The sequence below is a fragment of the Streptomyces corchorusii genome, from assembly GCF_001514055.1.
Taxonomy (GTDB): Bacteria; Actinomycetota; Actinomycetes; order Streptomycetales; family Streptomycetaceae; genus Streptomyces; species Streptomyces olivaceoviridis.
The window spans coordinates 171,741-190,634 of record NZ_KQ948357.1; the positions used below are offsets into that span (position 1 = coordinate 171,741).

At 73.5% G+C, this 18,894-nt stretch carries 18 protein-coding genes; 13 read left to right on the plus strand and 5 right to left on the minus strand.

Annotated features, from left to right (window positions below; genetic code table 11):
- Positions 1 to 26 precede the first annotated feature (26 nt).
- Complete coding sequence (locus tag AQJ11_RS19280; protein WP_208616565.1) at positions 27 to 1,214, plus strand: hypothetical protein; 1,188 nt, start codon at positions 27 to 29, stop codon at positions 1,212 to 1,214.
- A 20-nt stretch (positions 1,215 to 1,234) separates the two neighbouring features.
- On the opposite strand, the gene AQJ11_RS19285 is transcribed toward AQJ11_RS19280, so the two are convergent.
- Entirely contained in the window at positions 1,235 to 2,470 is a 1,236-nt protein-coding gene (locus AQJ11_RS19285; protein WP_059263853.1) for a glycosyltransferase 87 family protein, read from the minus strand.
- Between the two features lie 147 nt (positions 2,471 to 2,617).
- Between AQJ11_RS19285 and AQJ11_RS19290 the strand changes: the two genes are divergently transcribed.
- Together AQJ11_RS19290 and AQJ11_RS52690 are read left to right on the plus strand one after the other, a co-directional pair.
- Positions 2,618 to 3,760 carry a glycosyltransferase family 4 protein gene (locus tag AQJ11_RS19290; protein WP_059263854.1) on the plus strand — a complete coding sequence of 381 codons (1,143 nt, stop codon included), beginning with the start codon at positions 2,618 to 2,620 and terminating at the stop codon, positions 3,758 to 3,760.
- A 507-nt stretch (positions 3,761 to 4,267) separates the two neighbouring features.
- Positions 4,268 to 4,438: a GMC oxidoreductase gene (locus tag AQJ11_RS52690; protein ID WP_425265011.1), complete on the plus strand. Its 171-nt coding sequence runs from the start codon at positions 4,268 to 4,270 to the stop codon at positions 4,436 to 4,438.
- A gap of 37 nt (positions 4,439 to 4,475) precedes the next feature.
- Here the strand turns inward: AQJ11_RS52690 and AQJ11_RS19300 are convergent, their stop codons facing one another.
- Positions 4,476 to 6,272: an AMP-dependent synthetase/ligase gene (locus tag AQJ11_RS19300; protein WP_059263856.1), complete on the minus strand. Its 1,797-nt coding sequence runs from the start codon at positions 6,270 to 6,272 to the stop codon at positions 4,476 to 4,478.
- A gap of 307 nt (positions 6,273 to 6,579) precedes the next feature.
- On the opposite strand from AQJ11_RS19300, the gene AQJ11_RS19305 reads away from it, so the two are divergent.
- The 6 genes from AQJ11_RS19305 (at position 6,580) to AQJ11_RS19330 (ending at position 11,569) form a co-directional block, all read left to right on the plus strand.
- Positions 6,580 to 7,377, plus strand: a complete 798-nt coding sequence (locus AQJ11_RS19305) for a metallophosphoesterase family protein (RefSeq protein ID WP_051009682.1) — start codon at positions 6,580 to 6,582, stop codon at positions 7,375 to 7,377.
- Between the two features lie 123 nt (positions 7,378 to 7,500).
- Positions 7,501 to 7,944 carry an SRPBCC family protein gene (locus tag AQJ11_RS19310; RefSeq protein WP_014672216.1) on the plus strand — a complete coding sequence of 148 codons (444 nt, stop codon included), beginning with the start codon at positions 7,501 to 7,503 and terminating at the stop codon, positions 7,942 to 7,944.
- Positions 7,945 to 7,988: 44 nt separating this feature from the next.
- Entirely contained in the window at positions 7,989 to 9,161 is a 1,173-nt protein-coding gene (locus AQJ11_RS19315; RefSeq protein ID WP_059263857.1) for an ArsA family ATPase, read from the plus strand.
- Positions 9,162 to 9,216: 55 nt separating this feature from the next.
- A complete protein-coding gene (locus AQJ11_RS19320) occupies positions 9,217 to 9,705 on the plus strand; it encodes a DUF5304 domain-containing protein (protein WP_059263858.1) in 489 nt (162 codons plus the stop codon).
- Positions 9,706 to 9,772: 67 nt separating this feature from the next.
- Positions 9,773 to 10,726 carry an ROK family glucokinase gene (locus tag AQJ11_RS19325; protein ID WP_014672213.1) on the plus strand — a complete coding sequence of 318 codons (954 nt, stop codon included), beginning with the start codon at positions 9,773 to 9,775 and terminating at the stop codon, positions 10,724 to 10,726.
- Positions 10,727 to 10,825: 99 nt separating this feature from the next.
- On the plus strand, positions 10,826 to 11,569 hold the full coding sequence (locus AQJ11_RS19330) for an endonuclease/exonuclease/phosphatase family protein (RefSeq protein ID WP_059263859.1): 744 nt from the start codon (positions 10,826 to 10,828) through the stop codon (positions 11,567 to 11,569).
- Between the two features lie 6 nt (positions 11,570 to 11,575).
- Here the strand turns inward: AQJ11_RS19330 and AQJ11_RS19335 are convergent, their stop codons facing one another.
- Together AQJ11_RS19335 and AQJ11_RS19340 are read right to left on the minus strand one after the other, a co-directional pair.
- Positions 11,576 to 12,214, minus strand: coding sequence for a hypothetical protein (locus tag AQJ11_RS19335; RefSeq protein WP_059263860.1), 639 nt, complete (start codon positions 12,212 to 12,214; stop codon positions 11,576 to 11,578).
- Entirely contained in the window at positions 12,207 to 12,986 is a 780-nt protein-coding gene (locus AQJ11_RS19340; protein ID WP_059264031.1) for an alpha/beta hydrolase, read from the minus strand. Before AQJ11_RS19340 ends, AQJ11_RS19335 begins: the two co-directional genes overlap by 8 nt.
- 117 nt (positions 12,987 to 13,103) lie before the next feature.
- Between AQJ11_RS19340 and AQJ11_RS19345 the strand changes: the two genes are divergently transcribed.
- From AQJ11_RS19345 to AQJ11_RS19360, 4 genes are all read left to right on the plus strand, one after another.
- Complete coding sequence (locus AQJ11_RS19345; protein WP_041665926.1) at positions 13,104 to 13,865, plus strand: lysophospholipid acyltransferase family protein; 762 nt, start codon at positions 13,104 to 13,106, stop codon at positions 13,863 to 13,865.
- Between the two features lie 37 nt (positions 13,866 to 13,902).
- On the plus strand, positions 13,903 to 15,138 hold the full coding sequence (gene macS, locus AQJ11_RS19350) for a MacS family sensor histidine kinase (RefSeq protein ID WP_059263861.1): 1,236 nt from the start codon (positions 13,903 to 13,905) through the stop codon (positions 15,136 to 15,138).
- Entirely contained in the window at positions 15,135 to 15,809 is a 675-nt protein-coding gene (locus tag AQJ11_RS19355; RefSeq protein WP_059263862.1) for a response regulator, read from the plus strand. The genes macS and AQJ11_RS19355 overlap by 4 nt, the downstream gene beginning before the upstream one ends.
- A 119-nt stretch (positions 15,810 to 15,928) precedes the next feature.
- Positions 15,929 to 16,957 carry a 6-phosphofructokinase gene (locus tag AQJ11_RS19360; RefSeq protein ID WP_058080236.1) on the plus strand — a complete coding sequence of 343 codons (1,029 nt, stop codon included), beginning with the start codon at positions 15,929 to 15,931 and terminating at the stop codon, positions 16,955 to 16,957.
- 15 nt (positions 16,958 to 16,972) lie between these two features.
- Here the strand turns inward: AQJ11_RS19360 and AQJ11_RS19365 are convergent, their stop codons facing one another.
- Positions 16,973 to 18,844: an anthranilate synthase family protein gene (locus tag AQJ11_RS19365; protein ID WP_059263863.1), complete on the minus strand. Its 1,872-nt coding sequence runs from the start codon at positions 18,842 to 18,844 to the stop codon at positions 16,973 to 16,975.
- Between the last annotated feature and the right edge of the window lie 50 nt (positions 18,845 to 18,894).

The window sequence follows — 18,894 nt, forward strand, 5'->3', positions numbered from 1 at the left end:
CGCCCTCCGCGCCGTACGATCGGGAAATGGCTGGTCGCAGGCGGGCGTGGGAGATCGGGGGCGTGGGGCTCGCCCTGCTGCTGCCGCTGGCCGGGTGCGGCGGGCACACCGTGACCGACTCCGCGCGGGCCGAGGTGCAGCGGCTGCTCGACCGGCGCGCGGCGGCCCTGCTCGGCCACGACGAGACGGCGTACGGCGCGACCGGCACCCGCACCGAGTACACCCGGCTGCGCGCCCTCCCGCTGTCCTCCTGGAGCTACCGGGTCACCGCCCTGCGCCGCACCCCCTCGGGCGCCACCGCCGACGCCGACCTGCGCTACCGCGTCGCCGGCTACGACGGGGCCCCCGTCGACGCCCGCCGCACCCTCACCCTGGGCCGCGCGGCCGACGGCCACTGGTACGTCACCGCCGACGAGCCCGCCCGGAAGGCCGGGCAGCAGTTGTGGGATCAGGGCACGGTGACCGCCGTCAAGGGCGCGCACAGCCTGGTGCTCGGCGCCGGGTGGTCCGCCGCCGGACTGCGGACGTACGCGCGGCTGGCCGACCGGGCGGTCCCCGCCGTCTCCGGGGCGTGGGGCCGCCACTGGAGCCGCCGGATCGTCGTGCTCGTCCCCCCGTCCCTTCAGGGCATGGCGGCGCTGCTCGGCTCGCCCGCCGCCGACTACCGGGGCATCGCGGCCGTCACCACGGGCGAGTCGGGCGGCTCCGGCCGGTCGCCGGCGGACCGGGTGCTGGTCAACCCGGAGGCGTACGCCGTGCTCGGGGACGCCGGCAAGCAGGTCGTCCTCACCCACGAGACGACCCATGTCGCCACCCGGGCGGACACCACCGCCGCCACCCCGCTGTGGCTCTCCGAGGGCTACGCCGACTGGATCGGCTATCTGGGCACCGGCCGCACCCCGGCCGAGATCGCGCCGGAGCTGGCCCGGTCCGTCCAGGACGGCGACGTGCCCGACGCGCTCCCCGGCGACGAGGACTTCGCCTTCACCAGCGAGCCGAGCCGGCTCGCGCGGGCCTACGAGGGCGGCTGGCTGGCCTGCCGGATGATCGCCGAGCGGTGGGGCGCGGACCGGCTCGCCGCCTTCTACCGGGCCGTCGGCGCCCACGAGAAGCGGGCGGGCGCGGTGCGGGGGGCACTGGAGAAGGTGCTCGGGACGACACCGGCGGAGTTCACCGCGCGCTGGCGCGACTACCTCACGACCCGCCTCGGCTGAGCAGGGCGCTCTGCTCGGCGTCAGGAGGACACCGGGGTCTCCTGCGCGCTGGTGGTCCGGGGCGCGAACGGGGTGGCCGCGGACGGCGGGGCGGTCGCGCGCCACAGCCGGCGGGCCGCCGTGACCGTGGCCGCGACCAGCAGGCCGTTGCGCACCACCAGCAGCGTGACCCCGTACCAGTCGCTCGTCACCACGTGCGAGAAGCCCAGCGGGAACTCCAGGACCGTCACGAAGGACGCGAGGAGGCAGAGCAGCGCGGGCGGTCCCATCCGGCTCGCCCGGTACGACAGGCACACCGCGGCCAGGCCGATCAGCCACACCAGGTACTGGGGGCTGATCACCCGGCTGGTCACCGTGAACAGCAGCACCGCCGTCAGGGCCGCGTCGGCGAGAGTGTGCGGCGCGAACCGGGTCGCGCGCACCCGCCACAGCAGCAGCCAGCCGAACGCGGCACCGGTCAGCGCCAGCGCGGCCGTGCTGACCTGGTCGACGTGCGGGCCCAGGAACTCGATCGAGCCGTAGTTCAGCAGCACCTCGCCCCGCCAGCCGAAGTGCCGGGCCACGTGGAAGACGAGCGCGCCCAGCGACTCCACCTCGGTGCCCCGGTCCCGCTGGAAGGTCAGGAACGCGAAGGCGCCCGGCACGGACACCGCGAACAGCAGCGCGAGACCCGCCGCGGTCACCGCCGCCGCCGCCCACGCCCGCCGCCGCACGGCACCGACCAGCAGCAGCGCCGGCCACACCTTCAGCAGCGCCCCGAAGGCCGTCAGGGCGCCCATCACCCGCGGGTGCCGGGTCCCGGCCAGCAGCGCCGCCACGGCCACCGCGGTCACCATCACGTCGTAGCGGGCGTACACCGTCGGCCCGAGCAGCGGCACGCCCGCCACCCACACCCAGGCCCCGCGCGGCGACCGGTCCGGCCGTCCGCCCGCGTACCGCAGCAGGGCCAGCACGACGGCGTCGGCGAGGCAGGCCAGCACGAAGAAGGCGTGCGCGTACGACAGGAAGGGCAGGACGCCGGGGGAGAGGACGGGCAGGGCCGCGGCGGGCGGGTACTGCCAGGTCACGTCGTCCAGCGGAAACGTTCCTTGACGCAGGACCTCGTACCAGCCGCGGTAGATCACCGACACGTCCGAGGTGACGTCCGGGCCCGGGAAGGCGAACACCCGGAACACGAACAGCAGCAGCAGCGCACGGGTGGCGGCCCAGGTCGCGAGCAGCCATGCCAGGGACCGCCCGGCACCCTTCATCTCCACCTGATCCCCCTGCCGTCCGGTTCCCGCGCCGATCGCCGTGCCGTTCGCATCCGCTGCGAGCGTCCATGATGTCGTGCACGCCTGTGCGCATGCCACAGGCTCGGCCGCGCCCGTCCTCGAACGCCCCGTTCGGTAGGGTCGGCGGCGATGCACAAGACCCTGATCATCACCAACGACTTCCCGCCCCGGCCGGGCGGCATCCAGGCCTTCCTGCACAACATGGCCCTGCGCCTGGACCCCGGCCGGCTGGTCGTCTACGCCTCCACCTGGAAGCGCGGCCGGGAGGGCGCCGAGGCCACCGCCGCCTTCGACGCCGAGCAGCCCTTCACCGTCGTACGCGATCGTACGACCATGCTGCTGCCCACCCCGCGGGCCACCCGGCGGGCGGTCGGGCTGCTGCGCGAGCACGGGTGCGCGTCCGTGTGGTTCGGCGCGGCGGCACCGCTGGGCCTGATGGCGCCGGCGCTGCGGAAGGCCGGCGCCGAGCGGCTGGTGGCCACCACCCACGGCCACGAGGCCGGCTGGGCCCAGCTCCCGGCCGCCCGGCAGCTGCTGCGCCGGATCGGCGAGTCCACGGACACGATGACCTACCTCGGCGAGTACACCCGCTCCCGGATAGCGACCGCCCTCACGCCTCAGGCGGCCTCGCGGATGGCGCAGCTGCCGCCGGGGGTCGACGAGAAGACCTTCCACCCGGGCTCCGGCGGCGACGAGGTCCGCGCCCGGCTCGGGCTCACCGACCGCCCGGTGGTCGTCTGCGTCTCCCGGCTGGTCCCGCGCAAGGGCCAGGACACCCTGATCCGGGCCATGCCCCGCATCCTGGCCGCCGAGCCGGACGCCGTCCTGCTGATCGTCGGCGGCGGACCGTACGAGAAGGACCTGCGCCGCCTCGTCCACGAGACGGGGGTGGCCGGCTCGGTGCGCTTCACGGGCGCCGTGCCCTGGTCCGAGCTGCCCGCGCACTACGGCGCCGGGGACGTCTTCGCGATGCCCTGCCGCACCCGGCGCGGCGGCCTGGACGTGGAGGGACTCGGCATCGTCTACCTGGAGGCGTCGGCGACCGGCCTGCCGGTCGTCGCGGGCGACTCGGGCGGCGCCCCGGACGCGGTCCTGGAGGGCGAGACGGGCTGGGTGGTGCGGGGCGGCTCGGTGGAGCAGACCGCCGAACGGATCGTGGCGCTGCTGGCCGACGCCGGACTGCGCCGCCGGATGGGGGAGCGGGGCCGCCGGTGGGTGGAGGAGAGGTGGCGCTGGGACCTGCTGGCGGAGCGGCTGAAGACGTTGCTCTGAACCGTGCCGGCACTCTGGGCGGAACCAGATCCGCCGATGCTGCCCGCATGACAGCAAAACTGACGAGGCGTCACATCCTCGGGGTGGTCGCACTGCAGACCGCCGCCACCCTCGGTCTCACCCGTATCGGTCTCCAGTCCGCGCGGGCCGTCGAACCGGCCGCCGCCGACAACTCCCCCGCGATCGTGGCCGGTTCCGGATACGGCGGCGCGGTCGCCGCCCTCCGCCTCGGCCAGGCCGGCATCCGCACGCTCGTCCTGGAGACGGGCCGGCTGTGGAACACCGCCGGCGCCGACGGCAAGGTGTTCTGCTCCACCACCGCCCCCGACCAGCGCTCCCCGTGGTTCCGCACCCGCACCGAGGCCCCGCTCGCCACGTTCCTCTGGCTGGACGTGGTCCGAGCGGGCGGCGTTCTCGTACGACGCCTCCACCGGCTGGTACGACCTGTTCGGCTCCGGCGACAAGGTCTTCGCGGACGACTTCACCCCCCACCCGCTCGGCGGCTGCGTGCTGGGCAGGGCCACCGACGCCTACGGGCGGGTGAAGGGGTACCCACGGCTGTACGTCACCGACGGCTCGCTCGTGCCCGGGTCGATCGGCGTGAACCCCTTCGTCACCATCACGGCCCTCGCCGAACGCACCATGGCGCGGGTCCTCGCCGAGGACACCGCGCCATGAGGCACCGCCCGGATCACCGGGCGTGGACCGCCGCCCCTCACTTGGCGTAGATCGCCTCGATCTCGGCCGAGTAGTCCTTCGCCACCACGTTCCGCTTGAGCTTCAGCGACGGGGTGAGGTGGCCCGACTCCTCCGTGAACTGGGAGGGAAGAATGCGGAACTTCCGCACCGATTCCGCCTTCGACACCGCGGCGTTGCCGTCGTCCACGGCGTCCTGGATCGCCGCGAGCAGATCCGGGTCGTCCTTCAGCGACGCCGCGGTGGAACCCGCCGGCTTGCCGTGCTCGGCGCACCAGCGGCCCAGGAACTCCTCGTCGATGGTGACCAGCGCGCCCACGAACGGCCGCCCGTCGCCCACCACCATGCACTCCGCGACCAGCGCGTGCGCCCGGATCCGGTCCTCGATCACCGCGGGGGCCACGTTCTTGCCGCCCGCCGTGACGATGATCTCCTTCTTCCGGCCGGTGATCCGCAGGTAGCCGTCCTCGTCGAGGGTGCCGATGTCACCGGTGTGGAACCAGCCGTCGGCCAGCGCCTCCGCCGTCGCGCCCGGGTTGTTCCAGTACTCCTTGAACAGGTGCTCGCCGTGCAGCAGCACCTCGCCGTCGTCGGCGATCCGCACCACCGAGCCGGGCAGCGGCTGCCCGACCGTGCCGATCTTCTGCCGGTCCCACGGGTTGAACGCGGTCGCCGCACAGGACTCGGTCAGGCCGTAGCCCTCCAGCACCGTGAAGCCGATGCCCCGGAAGAAGTGCCCGAGCCGCTCGCCGAGCGGGGCACCGCCGGAGATGGCGTACTCGCCCCGGCCGCCCAGGACCGCGCGCAGCTTGCTGTAGACCAGCTTGTCGAAGACCTTGTGCTTCAGCTTCAGGCCGAACGACGGGCCCGACGGGCTGTCCAGCGCCTTGCTGTAGGCGATCGCGGTGTCCGCCGCCTTGTCGAAGATCGCGCCCTTGCCGTCCGCCTGCGCCTTGGCCCGCGCCGAGTTGTAGACCTTCTCGAAGACCCGCGGCACACCGAGGATCAGCGTCGGGCGGAACGAGGCCAGTTCGTCGGTGAGGTTCTTGATGTCCGGGAGGCAGCCCAGCTTGATCGGCGCCATCATCGGCGCCACCTGCACCAGCCGCCCGAAGACGTGCGCGAGCGGCAGGAAGAGGAGGACGGAGCACTCGCCGGTGCGGAACAGCGGGCGCAGCCGCTCCACGACGTTCCCGCACTCGGCGAAGAAGCTGCGGTGGGTGAGGACACAGCCCTTGGGGCGCCCGGTCGTGCCGCTGGTGTAGACGATGGTCGCCGGGTCGTCGGCCTTGGCGAGCGAGCTGCGCTCCTCCACCGTCGCGTCCGACACGTCCTGCCCGAGCCGGCCCAGCTCCGCGACGCCCCCGGCCTCGATCTGCCAGACGTGCTTCAGCGCGGGCAGCGACTCGCGCACCGCCTCCACGGCCGCCACGTGGTTGTCCAGCTCCACGACGCAGGCGGTGGCGCCCGAGTCGGACAGGATCCACTGCACCTGCTCCGGCGAGCTGGTCTCGTACACCGGTACGGTGATCGCGCCCGCGCTCCAGATCGCGAAGTCCAGCAGCGTCCACTCGTAGCGCGTCCGCGACATCAGGCCCACCCGGTCGCCCGGCTGCACCCCGGAGGCGATCAGACCCTTGGCGGCCGTGCGCACCTCGGCCAGGAACTCCCGGGCGGTCACGTCCTGCCAGCCACCCCTCGCCTTGCGGGCGATCACGGCGACGTCGGGATGCTGCGCGGCGTTTCTGCGGACGATGTCGGTCAGATTCCCGTCCGCGGGGACCTCGTACAAAGCCGGAAGGCTGAACTCGCGCAAGACTGCTGCTCCTCATAGGGCGCCGGCGCCACGACGTTGTGCGATGCGACGGTGCGGTCCAAGGCTCGGGCAGGTGCTCCGGTACAACATGAGGATGCACATGTTGAAATCCTGAGCACGACTGGACTGCCCGGACGTTACCCGCCGGTATGGCTTCTACGACAGGGGGTCCCGGCGAGATGTTCGCTGCGTCACACACGTGGGCGTTCCTTCGCGCACAGTAGTCCACGGCCGAACCGACCGGCGAGTAACCGCAGGCCGGACCGGCACTGTTCACCTGGATCGCACGCGCCTACGCTTGATCGCCATGGCATCCACACGTTCCGGCGCCCGGCGGACCCGCGTCCATGTGGTCAGCGACGTGCACGGCAACGCCCGCGACCTGGCCCGGGCCGGCGACGGTGCCGACGCCCTGGTCTGCCTCGGCGACCTTGTCCTCTTCCTCGACTACGCCGACCACGCGCGCGGCATCTTCCCGGACCTGTTCGGCAAGGAGAACGCCGACCGCATCGTCGAACTGCGCACCGCCCGCCGCTTCGAGGAGGCCCGCGCGTTCGGCGCCCGGCTGTGGGCCGGGATCGGCGCCGACCGGGCCACGGCCATCGAGAAGGCCGTGCGCAAGCAGTACGCGGAGCTGTTCGCCGCGTTCCCCACCCCGACGTACGCCACCTACGGCAATGTCGACATGCCGACGCTCTGGCCGGAGTACGCCCGGCCCGGCACCACGGTCCTCGACGGCCAGCGGGCGGAGATCGGCGGGTGGACCTTCGGCTTCGTCGGCGGCGGCCTGCGCACCCCGATGCGGACCCCGTACGAGATCAGCGACGAGGAGTACGCGGCGAAGATCGAGGCCGTCGGCGAGGTCGACGTCCTGTGCACCCACATCCCCCCGGAGGTGCCCGAACTGGTCTACGACACCGTGGCCCGCCGCTTCGAGCGGGGCAGCCGGGCCCTGCTGGACGCCATCCGCCGCACCCGGCCCCGGTACGCCCTGTTCGGGCACGTGCACCAGCCGCTGGTCCGCCGGATGCGGATCGGCGCCACCGAGTGCGTGAACGTGGGGCACTTCGCCGGGACCGGCACGCCCTGGGCACTCGAATGGTGAGCTCCGGCAGGCGCGGTGAAGGCGGCAGGTCGGCGGCGCGGTAGCCTTCACGCTGCACACACGTGCGCAGCCCGGCGCACACGAACCTCTCCCACCCGGCCCGCATCTGGAGGAGCCACCGCGATGGCGGAACACACCAGTTCGAGCATCACGATCGAGGCGGCTCCGGCCGACGTCATGGCGGTGATCGCCGACTTCGCGCGCTACCCGGACTGGACCGGTGAGGTGAAGGAGGCGGACGTCCTCGCCACGGACGAGCGGGGCCGCGCCGAACAGGTCCGCCTCGTCATGGACGCCGGCGCCATCAAGGACGACCAGACCCTCGCCTACACCTGGACCGGCGACCACGAGGTCTCCTGGACCCTCGTCAAGTCCCAGATGCTGCGTTCCCTCGACGGTTCCTACCTCCTGAAGCCGGCCGGCGCGGGCGCCACCGAGGTCACCTACCAGCTCACGGTCGACGTCAAGATCCCCATGCTGGGCATGATCAAGCGCAAGGCGGAGAAGGTCATCATCGACCGGGCACTGGCGGGTCTGAAGAAGAGGGTGGAGTCGGGGGAGAAGTAGACACCCCCGTCCGCCTCCCGCACTCGGCGGTACCGTTCACCGTCATGCGCACCATCCTGATCACGGGCCCCGGCGGCAGCGGTCGTACGACCGTGGCCGCCGCCACCGCGCTCGAAGCCGCCCGCGAGGGCCACCGCACCCTCCTGCTGAGCGCCGACCGCACGGACACCCCGGGCACGGCCCTGGGCACCGCGACAGGACCGGTCCCCACCGAGGTCACCGAGCACCTCAGCGCCTGGCGGCCCGACGCCGCCGAACGCTTCCGGCAGGACCTCACCGCCTTCCAGACCCGCGCCGCGAACGTCCTCGACCTCCTCGGCGCCGCCCGCCTGGACGCCGAGGAGGTCACCCCGCTGCCCGGCGCGGAGGAACTGTCCTTCCTGCGCGCGCTGCGGGACGCGGCCCTGTCCGAGCGGTACGACCTCCTCGTCGTCGACCTCCCGCCCCTCCCGCAGGCCCTCGCCCTGCTCGCCCTGCCCGAGGAACTGCGCCGCTACCTGCGCCGCCTCCTGCCGCCCGAACGGCAGGCCGCCCGCGCCCTGCGCCCGGTCCTCGGCCGCCTCGCCGGCGTCCCCATGCCCGCCGACTGGCTCTACGAGACGGCGGCCCGCTGGGACGTCGAACTGGCCGCCGTCGAGGCCGTCCTCACCGACCGCAACACCGCCGTGCGCCTGGTCGCCGAGCCCGGCCCGGCCGGCGCCGACGCCGTCCGCGCCGCCACCCTCGGCCTCGCCCTGCGCGCCCTGCGCACCGAGTCCCTGATCGCCAACCGCGCCCTGCCCGAGACCGCCCCCGACAGCTGGCTCTCCTCGCTGCTGGCCCAGCAGCGCAAGACGCTCGCCGACTGGCGGGAGTCGTACGACGTCCACCCCGTCCCGCACCTCGGCCGCGACCCGCACGGCCCGGACGACCTCACCGCCCTCGCCGTGCCCGGCGTCAACCCGGCGACCACCTCGGTCGGGTGGCCTGTCACCGACCGGCTCGCCGAGGACGGCGTGCTCGTCTGGCACCTGCCGCTGCCCGGCGCGATACGGGACGAGCTGGACCTCATCCGGCGCGGCGACGAACTCCTGATCACCGCGGGCCCGTTCCGCCGGATCGTCGCGCTGCCCTCCGCCCTGCGCCGCTGCACCGTCGCCGGCGCCGGGCTCCGGGACGGCGAGCTGCGCATCCGGTTCGCCCCGGACCCGGATCTGTGGCCCGCCGCCGGACGGTGAACGGGTACGCCCGTTCGGGTAACGTCGTAAAGGCGAACCGTAGTCAGGAGCCGCCATGAGCGAAGAGCCTCCCGCATCCGACCCTTCCCCGGAGGAGCCGGCGAAGGCGACCGACGCCGACGCCTGGGCCACGGCAGCCGCCGAGGACCTCGCCGCCGAGCAGGCCCGCCGCCGCGCCGAGCACGGCCCGCCGCCGGGCTCGGCGGCCGAGGAGCTGAAGAAGCTCGTGGACACGGTGGCCGACAAACTGGCCGGCCTCCAGTCCCCGCTCCTCGGCGGCCTCGCCGGACCCGCCGCCCAGCAGGTGGTGCGGCAGGTCGTCCAGCAGGCGAAGGCCGCCGTCGAGCCCGTCATAGACCGCAACCCGGACGTCTTCGACCACCTGGCCGCCGCCGGCGGCGAACTGCTCGCCGCCTACCGCTCCGCCGTCCAGGCCCAGGAGCGCCGCTGGACCGCCGGCACGGCCGACCCGGCGCGGGACCGGAAGGACCCGCGCGACCCGGGCGAGGGCACCGGCCCGGGAGAACGCATCGACCTGGACTGAAACCCTCGCACGGCGGGGCCTCGGGTACGGTTGGCCGTAGCGGGGCTCGACCGAAACTGAGGGATTCATGGGACTCACCATCGGCGTCGACATCGGCGGCACGAAGATCGCGGCCGGCGTGGTCGACGAGGAAGGCAACATCCTCTCGACCTTCAAGGTGCCGACCCCCACCACGCCCGAGGCCATCGTGGACGCCATCGCCTCGGCGGTGGAGGGCGCGCGCGCCGGGCACGAGATCGTCGGCGTGGGTATCGGCGCGGCCGGTTACGTCAACCGGCAGCGCTCCACGGTGTACTTCGCGCCGAACATCGACTGGCGCAACGAGCCGCTCAAGGAGAAGGTCGAGGCACGCACCGGTCTCCCCGTCGTGGTCGAGAACGACGCCAACGCCGCCGCCTGGGGCGAGTACAAGTTCGGCGCCGGCAAGGGCCACCGCAACGTCATCTGCATCACGCTCGGCACCGGCCTCGGCGGCGGCATCATCATCGGCAACAAGCTGCGCCGCGGCCACTTCGGCGTGGCCGCCGAGTTCGGCCACATCCGGATGGTGCCGGACGGCCTGCTGTGCGGCTGCGGCTCGCAGGGCTGCTGGGAGCAGTACGCCTCCGGCCGCGCCCTGGTCCGCTACGCCAAGCAGCGCGCCAACGCCACCCCGGAGAACGCCGAGCTGCTGCTCTCGCTGGGCGACGGCACCCCGGAGGGCATCGAGGGCAAGCACATCTCCATGGCCGCCCGCCAGGGCGACCCCGTCGCCGTGGACTCCTACCGTGAGCTGGCCCGCTGGGCCGGCGCCGGCCTCGCCGACCTGGCCTCCCTCTTCGACCCGTCCGCCTTCATCGTCGGCGGGGGCCTGTCCGACGAGGGCGAGCTGGTGCTCGACCCGATCCGCAAGTCGTACAAGCGCTGGCTGGTCGGCGGCAACTGGCGTCCGGTCGCCGATGTGATCGCGGCCCAGCTGGGCAACAAGGCGGGCATGGTGGGCGCGGCGGACCTGGCCCGGGAGCCCGACCCGATCATGTAGTGCCCGAAGGGGCGCGAGGAACGGCGCGACGAGCCACCACGGATGCGGCGGTCGCCCACGGTCCCCGCGCCCCTGCCCACTGGGCGTACATTGATCCACATGGCGCTGCTCCCCAACTCCGCAACAGAGCCCGACGGTTCCGCGGTCATCCGCGTCCTGAGCTACAACATCCGCTCGATGCGCGACGACACGGACGCTCTGGCGAGGGTCATCACCGCCTGCGCCCCCGACCTGGTCCTCGTCCAGGAGGCCCCCCGCTTCTTCCGCTGGCGCAAGAAGCTGGCGCGGCTCGCCGCGGCCTCCGGGCAGGTCGTCCTCACCGGCGGCGCCACGGCGGCGGGGCCGGCGATCCTGTGCTCCCTGCGCGCCACCGTCGAACGCACGGAGGACGTCCTCCTCCCGCTCACCCCCGGCCTCCACCGGCGCGGCTTCGCCACGGCGGTGGTCCGGTTCGGCGCCACCCGCCTCGGCGTGCTGAGCTGCCACCTGTCGCTCCAGCGGGACGAGCGCCACGAGCAGGGCGGCCTGCTCCTCGACCGCCTTGCCGGACTCGGTGTGGAGCACGCCGTCGCGGGCGGCGACCTCAACGAGGGCCCCGACGGCCGTACTTTCCGCCGGCTCGCCGAGACCCTCCAGGACTGCCGTGCGACCGCTCCCTGGGGCGGCGAGTTCACCTCCACGCCCGCCGACCCCCGCCGGCGCATCGACGCGGTCTTCGCGACCAAGGGCATCGAGGTGCTGGGCTGCGGGGTGCCTCTGGACCAGCCGGGCGTGCGCGAGGCGGACCTGAGGGCGGCCACGGACCACCTCCCGGTCCTCGCCGCCGTCAGGATCCCGGCCTGAGCCGGCTCAGACCACCGCGCCGCGCCCCGGGTCGTCGTCCTCCTCGTCGTCCGTCCGCATCCGCGTCACCAGCGTCACGAAGCCGCCGAGGAAGCCGCCGATGCCGAGGGTCGCCAGCCACCAGGTCATGTCCCAGCCGAGCAGCACCGCGAGCAGGAGCAGGACCGGGCCGCCGACCACGCCGAGCCAGGCGAACCTGGCGGTCGTGTCCGAGGTCGGCAGCGGGGGCGGCTCCGGCGGCACGAAGTGGCCCTCGTCGTCCTCGTCGAAGTCGTCGTCGGACGGCTCGGGCGCCGTGTAGTCCCGCGGGCCGATGCCGGGCGCGAAGGAGACCGAGCCGCCCAGCGGCCGGGCGGGCTGCCGGTCCGCGGAGTCCTCCGGCTCACCGCGGGACTCGCCCTCCTGGTCCTTCGCCACGTTCTTCTCCAGCAGCGCGAGATCCTCGACCGGCTTGAAGGGCCGGGCGCCCGGCGGGTCCGGCGGCTCCTCGCCGTACCCGGCGACGATGGCGCGCCAGGCGGCGTCCTCGTCGAACGGCACCTCCCGCCGGTCCGGCTCCCGGGCCTCCTGGCCGTCCTGGCCCTCGCGGTCCTCACGGCCCTCGCGGTCCTCACGGCCCTCACGGTCGGAGTAGTGCTCAGCCAACTGCGGCCGTCCCTTCCTTGCCGACACTGGGTGCGAGCCGGCCGATGAAGGCGAGGCTCTCCTCGAAGATCCGGTCCGCGTCGTTGTCCAACGTCGCCACGTGGTAGCTGTGTTCCAGCACGATCTCCGTGACGTCCGTGGCCGACACCCGGCTCAGCACCCGCGCCGAGTCGGCCGCCGGGACGACATGGTCCCGGGCGCTGCGCAGCAGCAGCAGCGGCTGCGTGACCCGGGGCAGCTCGCCGTCCAGCCGGCGCAGGAACACCCGCAGCGAGTGCGCCGCGTGCAGCGGCACCCGGTCGTACCCCAGCTCGGCCGCGCCCTCCTTCGCGATGTCGCTGGCGATGCCCTTCGTCGTCCGCACCAGGTGCCGGGCCACCGGAAGGGCGTACGCCGACAGGCCGTGCACCTTGTTGGCCGGGTTGACGACCACCGCGCCCGCGACCCGCTCGCCGTGCCGGGCCGCGAGCCTGAGGGCCAGCGCCCCGCCCATCGACAGGCCCGCGACGAACACCCGGGAGCAGCGCTCGGCGAGCAGCCGCAGTTCACGGTCCACCTGCGCGTACCAGTCCTGCCAGGTGGTGAGCTGCATGTCCTCCCAGCGGGTGCCGTGGCCGGGCAGCAGCGGCAGGGAGACGGTCAGGCCGTGGGCCGCGTGGTGCTCCGCCCAGGGGCGCAGCGACTGGGGCGAGCCGGTGAAGCCGTGGCAGAGGAGAACCCCCACCTCACCGCCCTCGTGGCGGTACGGCTCGGCTCCGGGGAGAACTGGCATGTGCTTCACCGTACGCGACCGCACTGACACCGACCAGGGTCGTCGGGCTCATTGACGGTACTCCGGGTTAAGGTCTGTTCGACGGAAACAGGAGGCACACGGGTGTTGTACGGCGCGATGAAGGTCGCCATCGGAGGGCCGCTGAAGGTCGCCTTCAGGCCATGGGTGGAGGGCCTGGAGAACATTCCGGCCACGGGCCCGGCCATCCTGGCCAGTAATCACCTGTCCTTCTCGGACTCGTTCTTCCTGCCGGTGATGCTGGACCGCAAGGTCACCTTCATCGCCAAGGCGGAGTACTTCACCACCCCGGGCGTGAAGGGCCGGCTCACCGCCGCCTTCTTCAAGGGTGTCGGCCAGCTCCCGGTGGACCGCTCCGGGGCGCGCGGCGCCGGTGAGGCGGCGATCAAGAGCGGCATAGAGGTGCTGGAGCGCGGCGAGCTGTTCGGCATCTACCCGGAGGGCACCCGCTCGCCCGACGGGCGGCTGTACCGGGGCAAGCCCGGCGGCCTCGCGCGCGTGGCCCTCGCCACCGGCGCGCCGGTCATCCCCGTGGCCATGATCGACACGGAGAAGATCCAGCCGCCCGGCCAGGTCGTGCCGAAGCTGATGCGGCCCGGCATCCGCATAGGCAAGCCCCTGGACTTCAGCCGGTACCAGGGCATGGAGCAGGACCGGTTCGTGCTGCGGGCGCTGACCGACGAGGTCATGTACGAGATCATGAAGCTCTCCGGCCAGGAGTACGTCGACATGTACGCGACCGCCGCCAAGCGGCAGATCGCGGAGGCGGCGAAGGCGGCCAAGGAGGCGGAGAAGGCCGAGAAGGCGGCGAAGGCCGCCAAGGAGGCGGAGCAGGCCGGCGAGGAGCAGGCCGAGTCCTAGACGGGGCACAACGGGGAACCGGGGGGAACCGGGGGACATGCCCAAGCGTGAACGCGTCATGCGCATGTCGGTCGAGCTGCCGCTGTGGCGTGCGCTCGCCGGCTACCGCGTCCTGACCATGCTGTACGCGATCGGCCTGTGCGCCACCGCGTACGACCACTTCGTGCGGCCCTGGGTCGCCGTCGCCTACTACGCCGTCCTGGTCGTGTGGACCCTCGCCACCCTGCCCAAGGTGGCGGGCGCGGCGAGCTGCACCCGGCGCTTCCTCGCCGCCGACCTGGCCGTCGCCCTCGTCGGCATCCTGCTCACCCCGGTCGCCGACAGCCACGAGCGGATCGCGGGCGGCGGCCCCACCCTGCCGTCGATATGGACGGCGGGCGCGGTACTGGCCTTCGCCCTCAAGGGCGGCTGGCGCTGGGCGGCCGTCGCCTCCACGGCCGTGGCCGCCGTCAACCTGGTCGAGCGCGGCCACCCGGCCCGGGACACCGTGCACAACGTGATCCTCGTCTGGGTGGCCTCCATCGCCATCGGCTACGTGGTGGAGGTGGCCCGCGCCTCCGAGCGCACCCTCGCCCGCGCGCTGGAGATCGAGGCCGCGACCAGGGAACGGGAGCGGCTGGCCCGGGACATCCACGACAGCGTGCTCCAGGTGCTGGCCATGGTGAAGCGCCGGGGCGCGGCCCTCGGCGGCGAGGCGGCCGAGCTGGGCCGGCTGGCCGGGGAGCAGGAGGTGGCGCTGCGCACGCTGGTGTCGGGCGGCCTGGTCCCGGTGTCCCGGGTCTCGGAGGACCTGGCGGCCGGCGCGGTGGTCCGCGCGGTGGAGGAGCCCGACGAGGAGGACCCGGCCGGCCCGGTCGACCTGCGCTCCCTGCTCGCCCGGTACGCGTGCGCCCGGGTCAGCCTCGCCGAGCCCGGCGCCCCGGTGCTGCTGCCGTCGGCCGCGGCCCGCGAGGTGGCCGCCGCGGTCGGGGCCGCCCTGGACAACGTGCGCCGGCACGCGGGGGCGGAGGGCCGGGCCTGGATCCTGGTGGAGGACGAGCCGGACGAGATCGTCGTCACCGTCCGGGACGACGGCCCCGGCATCCCCGAGGGCCGGCTGGCGCAGGCCGAGGGCGAGGGCCGGCTCGGGGTGGCCCAGTCGATCCGGGGCCGGCTGCGCGACCTCGGCGGCAGCGCCGCGATCGTCTCCGTACCCGGCCAGGGCACGGAAGTGGAACTGAAGGTACCGAAGGGCGCCGTGCGGGCGCGGGGGAAGAAGGCGGAGCAGCGATGACACAGCAGGACCCGATCAAGGTCATGGTGGTGGACGACCACCCGATGTGGCGTGACGCGGTCGCCCGTGACCTGGCCGAGTCCGGCTTCGAGGTGGTCGCCACCGCCGGCGACGGCGAGCAGGCGGTGCGCCGTGCCAGGGCCGCCGCCCCCGACGTCCTCGTGCTGGACCTCAACCTGCCCGCCAAGCCCGGCGTCCAGGTGTGCAAGGAACTCGTCGGCCACAACCCGGCGTTGCGTGTCCTCGTCCTCTCGGCGAGCGGCGAGCACGCGGACGTGCTGGAGGCGGTGAAGTCCGGAGCGACCGGCTATCTGCTGAAGTCGGCCTCCACCGAGGAACTGCTGGACGCGGTGCGCCGTACCGCCGTGGGCGACCCGGTGTTCACGCCGGGCCTCGCCGGGCTGGTCCTCGGCGAGTACCGGCGGCTGGCCGCCGAGCCCGCGCCCGCGCCGGACGCCGACGAACCGGGCGCGCCCCGGCTGACGGACCGGGAGACGGAGGTGCTGCGGCTGGTGGCGAAGGGCCTGAGCTACAAGCAGATCGCCGAACGCCTCGTCATCTCCCACCGCACGGTGCAGAACCACGTGCAGAACACCCTTGGCAAGCTCCAGCTGCACAACCGGGTGGAGCTGGTGCGGTACGCGATCGAGCGCGGCCTGGACGAGGAGTAGACCGGCGCGGGCCCGCTCCCGCGCGTGCACCGGAATCACCCTTCCCGCCCCTCCCGGTGTGACCTGAATCACCATTAGCGTGACCGGGTGTCAGGGAACCGCTGCGAAGGGACATTTCCATGCGGGTCGGAGTACTGACCGGGGGCGGCGACTGCCCCGGGCTCAACGCCGTCATCCGGGGCATCGTCCGCAAGGGCGTGCAGGAGTACGGCTATGACTTCGTCGGCTTCCGGGACGGCTGGCGGGGCCCCCTCGAAGGCGACACCGTCCGTCTCGACATCCCCGCGGTGCGCGGCATCCTGCCCCGCGGCGGCACCATCCTCGGCTCCTCGCGGACCAACCCCCTCAAGGCCGGCGACGGCATCCGCCGGATCAAGGACAACCTGGCCAAGCTGGACGTCCAGGCCCTCATCGTGATCGGCGGCGAGGACACCCTGGGCGTCGCCGCGCGGCTGTCCGGCGAGTACGCGGTGCCCTGCGTCGGGGTGCCGAAGACGATAGACAACGACCTGGCGGCCACCGACTACACCTTCGGCTTCGACACCGCCGTCAACATCGCCACCGAGGCCATCGACCGGCTGCACACCACCGCCGAGTCCCACATGCGGGTCCTCGTGGTCGAGGTGATGGGCCGGCACGCCGGCTGGATCGCCCTGCACTCCGGCCTGGCCGGCGGCGCCAACGTCATCCTCATCCCCGAGCAGCGCTTCGACATCGAGCAGGTCTGCGACTGGGTGACCTCCCGGTTCCGGGCGTCGTACGCGCCGATCGTGGTCGTCGCCGAGGGTGCCGTGCCGAAGGACGGCGACATGGTGCTCAAGGACCGGTCGCTGGACTCCTTCGGGCACGTCCGGCTGTCCGGGGTGGGCGAGTGGCTGGCCAAGGAGATCGAGAAGCGCACCGGGAAGGAGGCCCGTACGACGGTCCTCGGGCACGTCCAGCGCGGCGGCACCCCCAGCGCCTTCGACCGCTGGCTCGCCACCCGCTTCGGTCTGCACGCCATCGACTGCGTCCACGACGGCGACTTCGGCACGATGGTCGCCCTGCGGGCCACCGACATCGTCCGCGTCCCGCTCGCCGAGGCGACGGCCCGGCTGAAGACGGTGGACCCGCGGCTGTACCGGGAGATCGGGGTGTTCTTCGGCTGACGGCAGCCCCGGCCGCTACACGGTCGTGCGGCGCAGCTGACCGATCAGCTCCCGTACGACCGCCGCGCCGTTCAGGGTCAGCACCGACTCGGGGTGGAACTGCACGCCCGCGAAGCCGGGGCCCCGCAGGGCGTGCACCTCGCCGTTGGCCGCGCGGCTCACCTCGACGCCGTGCGCCGCCAGTTCGCGGGCCGCCTCCTCGTCGCAGCGCGCGACGAAGCTGTTGTAGAAGCCGACCGTCTCCGGCCGCCCGAACAGGTCGATCTCCGTCTGCGCCCCCTGGTAGGGGACCTCCTTGCGGACCAGGTCCAGACCCAGTTCGGCCGCGATCAGCTCGTGCCCCAGGCAGACGCCCAGCACCCCGTGCCGGTGCTCGCGGATCACGGTGGCGGCGAGCTCCCGCAGGAGCCGCATCTTCGCATCGGCCCCGTCGCGCGGGTCGCCCGGACCGGGACCCAGCACCACCGGCCCCTCGTGCGCGAGCACCGCCGCCCGCAGCCCCGGCTCGTCGTACCGCCGTACCGTCACCTCCAGGCCGCCCGAGCGCAGCACGTGCGCCAGCATCGCCGTGAAGGTGTCCTCGCCGTCGACCACCAGCGCGTGGCCGGCCGGCTCCGGCGCGCGGTCCTGCATCCGCAGCCAGAACGGCGCCAGTGCGGCCCGGCGCCCGTCCAGCGCGGCCCGCACCCGCGGGTCGTCGGCCAGCCGGGGCCGCTCCCGCTCCGCCCGCGGCCGGGACGGCCGTACCCCGAGGGCGGCCAGCACGCCCGCCGCCTTCGCGTGGGTCTCCGCGACCTCGCCCGCCGGGTCGGAGCCGCGCACCAGCGTCGCCCCCACCGGAACGCGCAGCCGGCCGTCGGCGGAGATGTCGGCGGTGCGGATCAGGATGGGGGAGTCGAGGGTCTGCGCGCCCCCGGAGTCCCGCCCGAGCAGGGCGAGCGCCCCGGCGTAGTACCCGCGCCCCACGCCGTCCCGCCCGGGGCGCTCGTACCGCTCGATCACCCGGCACGCGTTCTGCACCGGCGACCCCGTCACCGTCGCCGCGAACATGGTCTCCCGCAGCACCTCCCGCACGTCCAGCGAGGACTTCCCGCGCAGTTCGTACTCGGTGTGCGCGAGGTGCGCCATCTCCTTCAGCCGCGGGCCGACGACGACCCCGCCCCTGTCGCCGACGGTGCACATCATCTTGAGCTCCTCGTCGACGACCATCGACAGCTCCTCGATCTCCTTGCCGTCGGCGAGGAAGCCGAGCAGGTGCTCGGGCGTCGGACCCTCGGGGGGATAGCGGTACGTCCCGCTGATCGGGTTCATCACGACGGTCCCGCCGCTCATCCGGACGTGCACCTCCGGACTCGCCCCCACCAGCGTCCGGTCCCCGGTGTGCACCACGAACGTCCAGTACGCGCCCCGCTCGCCCTCCAGCAGCCGCCGGAACAGCGCGAGCGCGTCGGCGCGGCCGAAGCCGGGGATCCCGCCCTCGTAGGTGCGCCGGATCACGAAGTTCGCGCCCTCGCCCCGCCCGATCTCCTCGCGCAGCACCCGACCGACGGTCTCCGCGTACTCCTCGTCGCTCACGTCGAAGCCGCCGCCCTCGACCCGCACGTCGTGCGCGGGGAGCCGGTCGAGGGCCTCGGCCAGGGACAGCGTGTGCGTCTCCTGCGGGGTCAGCACCAGCAGCGGGGTGCCGTCGTCGCGGACGTCGAAGCCGCGCTCGCGGATCTGCCGGAACGGGATCAGGGCGAGGCCCTCGTCGGGCAGGTCGGCGAGCCGGTCCCGGCTGGTCACCGGGCCGAGCAGCACCTCCACCAGGTGCTCGTCGCGGCCCGGGGTGCGGCGGCGGAGCAGGGCGAAGGGGCGGGGATCGGACAGCAGGTCCATGAGGTCCACGGGTCGGGCTCCTTCTGAGTCGTCTGACGGAGAGGAACGGCCCCGGACAC

Bases quoted from the DNA above. Each gene is read 5' to 3' on its own strand.
- AQJ11_RS19280 (WP_208616565.1), top strand. From the start codon at position 27: ATGGCTGGTCGCAGGCGGGCGTGGGAGATCGGGGGCGTGGGGCTCGCC.
- AQJ11_RS19290 (WP_059263854.1), top strand. From the start codon at position 2,618: ATGCACAAGACCCTGATCATCACCAACGACTTCCCGCCCCGGCCGGGC.
- AQJ11_RS19305 (WP_051009682.1), top strand. From the start codon at position 6,580: ATGGCATCCACACGTTCCGGCGCCCGGCGGACCCGCGTCCATGTGGTC.
- AQJ11_RS19310 (WP_014672216.1), top strand. From the start codon at position 7,501: ATGGCGGAACACACCAGTTCGAGCATCACGATCGAGGCGGCTCCGGCC.
- AQJ11_RS19315 (WP_059263857.1), top strand. From the start codon at position 7,989: ATGCGCACCATCCTGATCACGGGCCCCGGCGGCAGCGGTCGTACGACC.
- AQJ11_RS19320 (WP_059263858.1), top strand. From the start codon at position 9,217: ATGAGCGAAGAGCCTCCCGCATCCGACCCTTCCCCGGAGGAGCCGGCG.
- AQJ11_RS19325 (WP_014672213.1), top strand. From the start codon at position 9,773: ATGGGACTCACCATCGGCGTCGACATCGGCGGCACGAAGATCGCGGCC.
- AQJ11_RS19330 (WP_059263859.1), top strand. From the start codon at position 10,826: ATGGCGCTGCTCCCCAACTCCGCAACAGAGCCCGACGGTTCCGCGGTC.
- AQJ11_RS19340 (WP_059264031.1), bottom strand. From the start codon at position 12,986: ATGCCAGTTCTCCCCGGAGCCGAGCCGTACCGCCACGAGGGCGGTGAG.
- AQJ11_RS19345 (WP_041665926.1), top strand. From the start codon at position 13,104: ATGAAGGTCGCCATCGGAGGGCCGCTGAAGGTCGCCTTCAGGCCATGG.
- macS (WP_059263861.1), top strand. From the start codon at position 13,903: ATGCCCAAGCGTGAACGCGTCATGCGCATGTCGGTCGAGCTGCCGCTG.
- AQJ11_RS19355 (WP_059263862.1), top strand. From the start codon at position 15,135: ATGACACAGCAGGACCCGATCAAGGTCATGGTGGTGGACGACCACCCG.
- AQJ11_RS19360 (WP_058080236.1), top strand. From the start codon at position 15,929: ATGCGGGTCGGAGTACTGACCGGGGGCGGCGACTGCCCCGGGCTCAAC.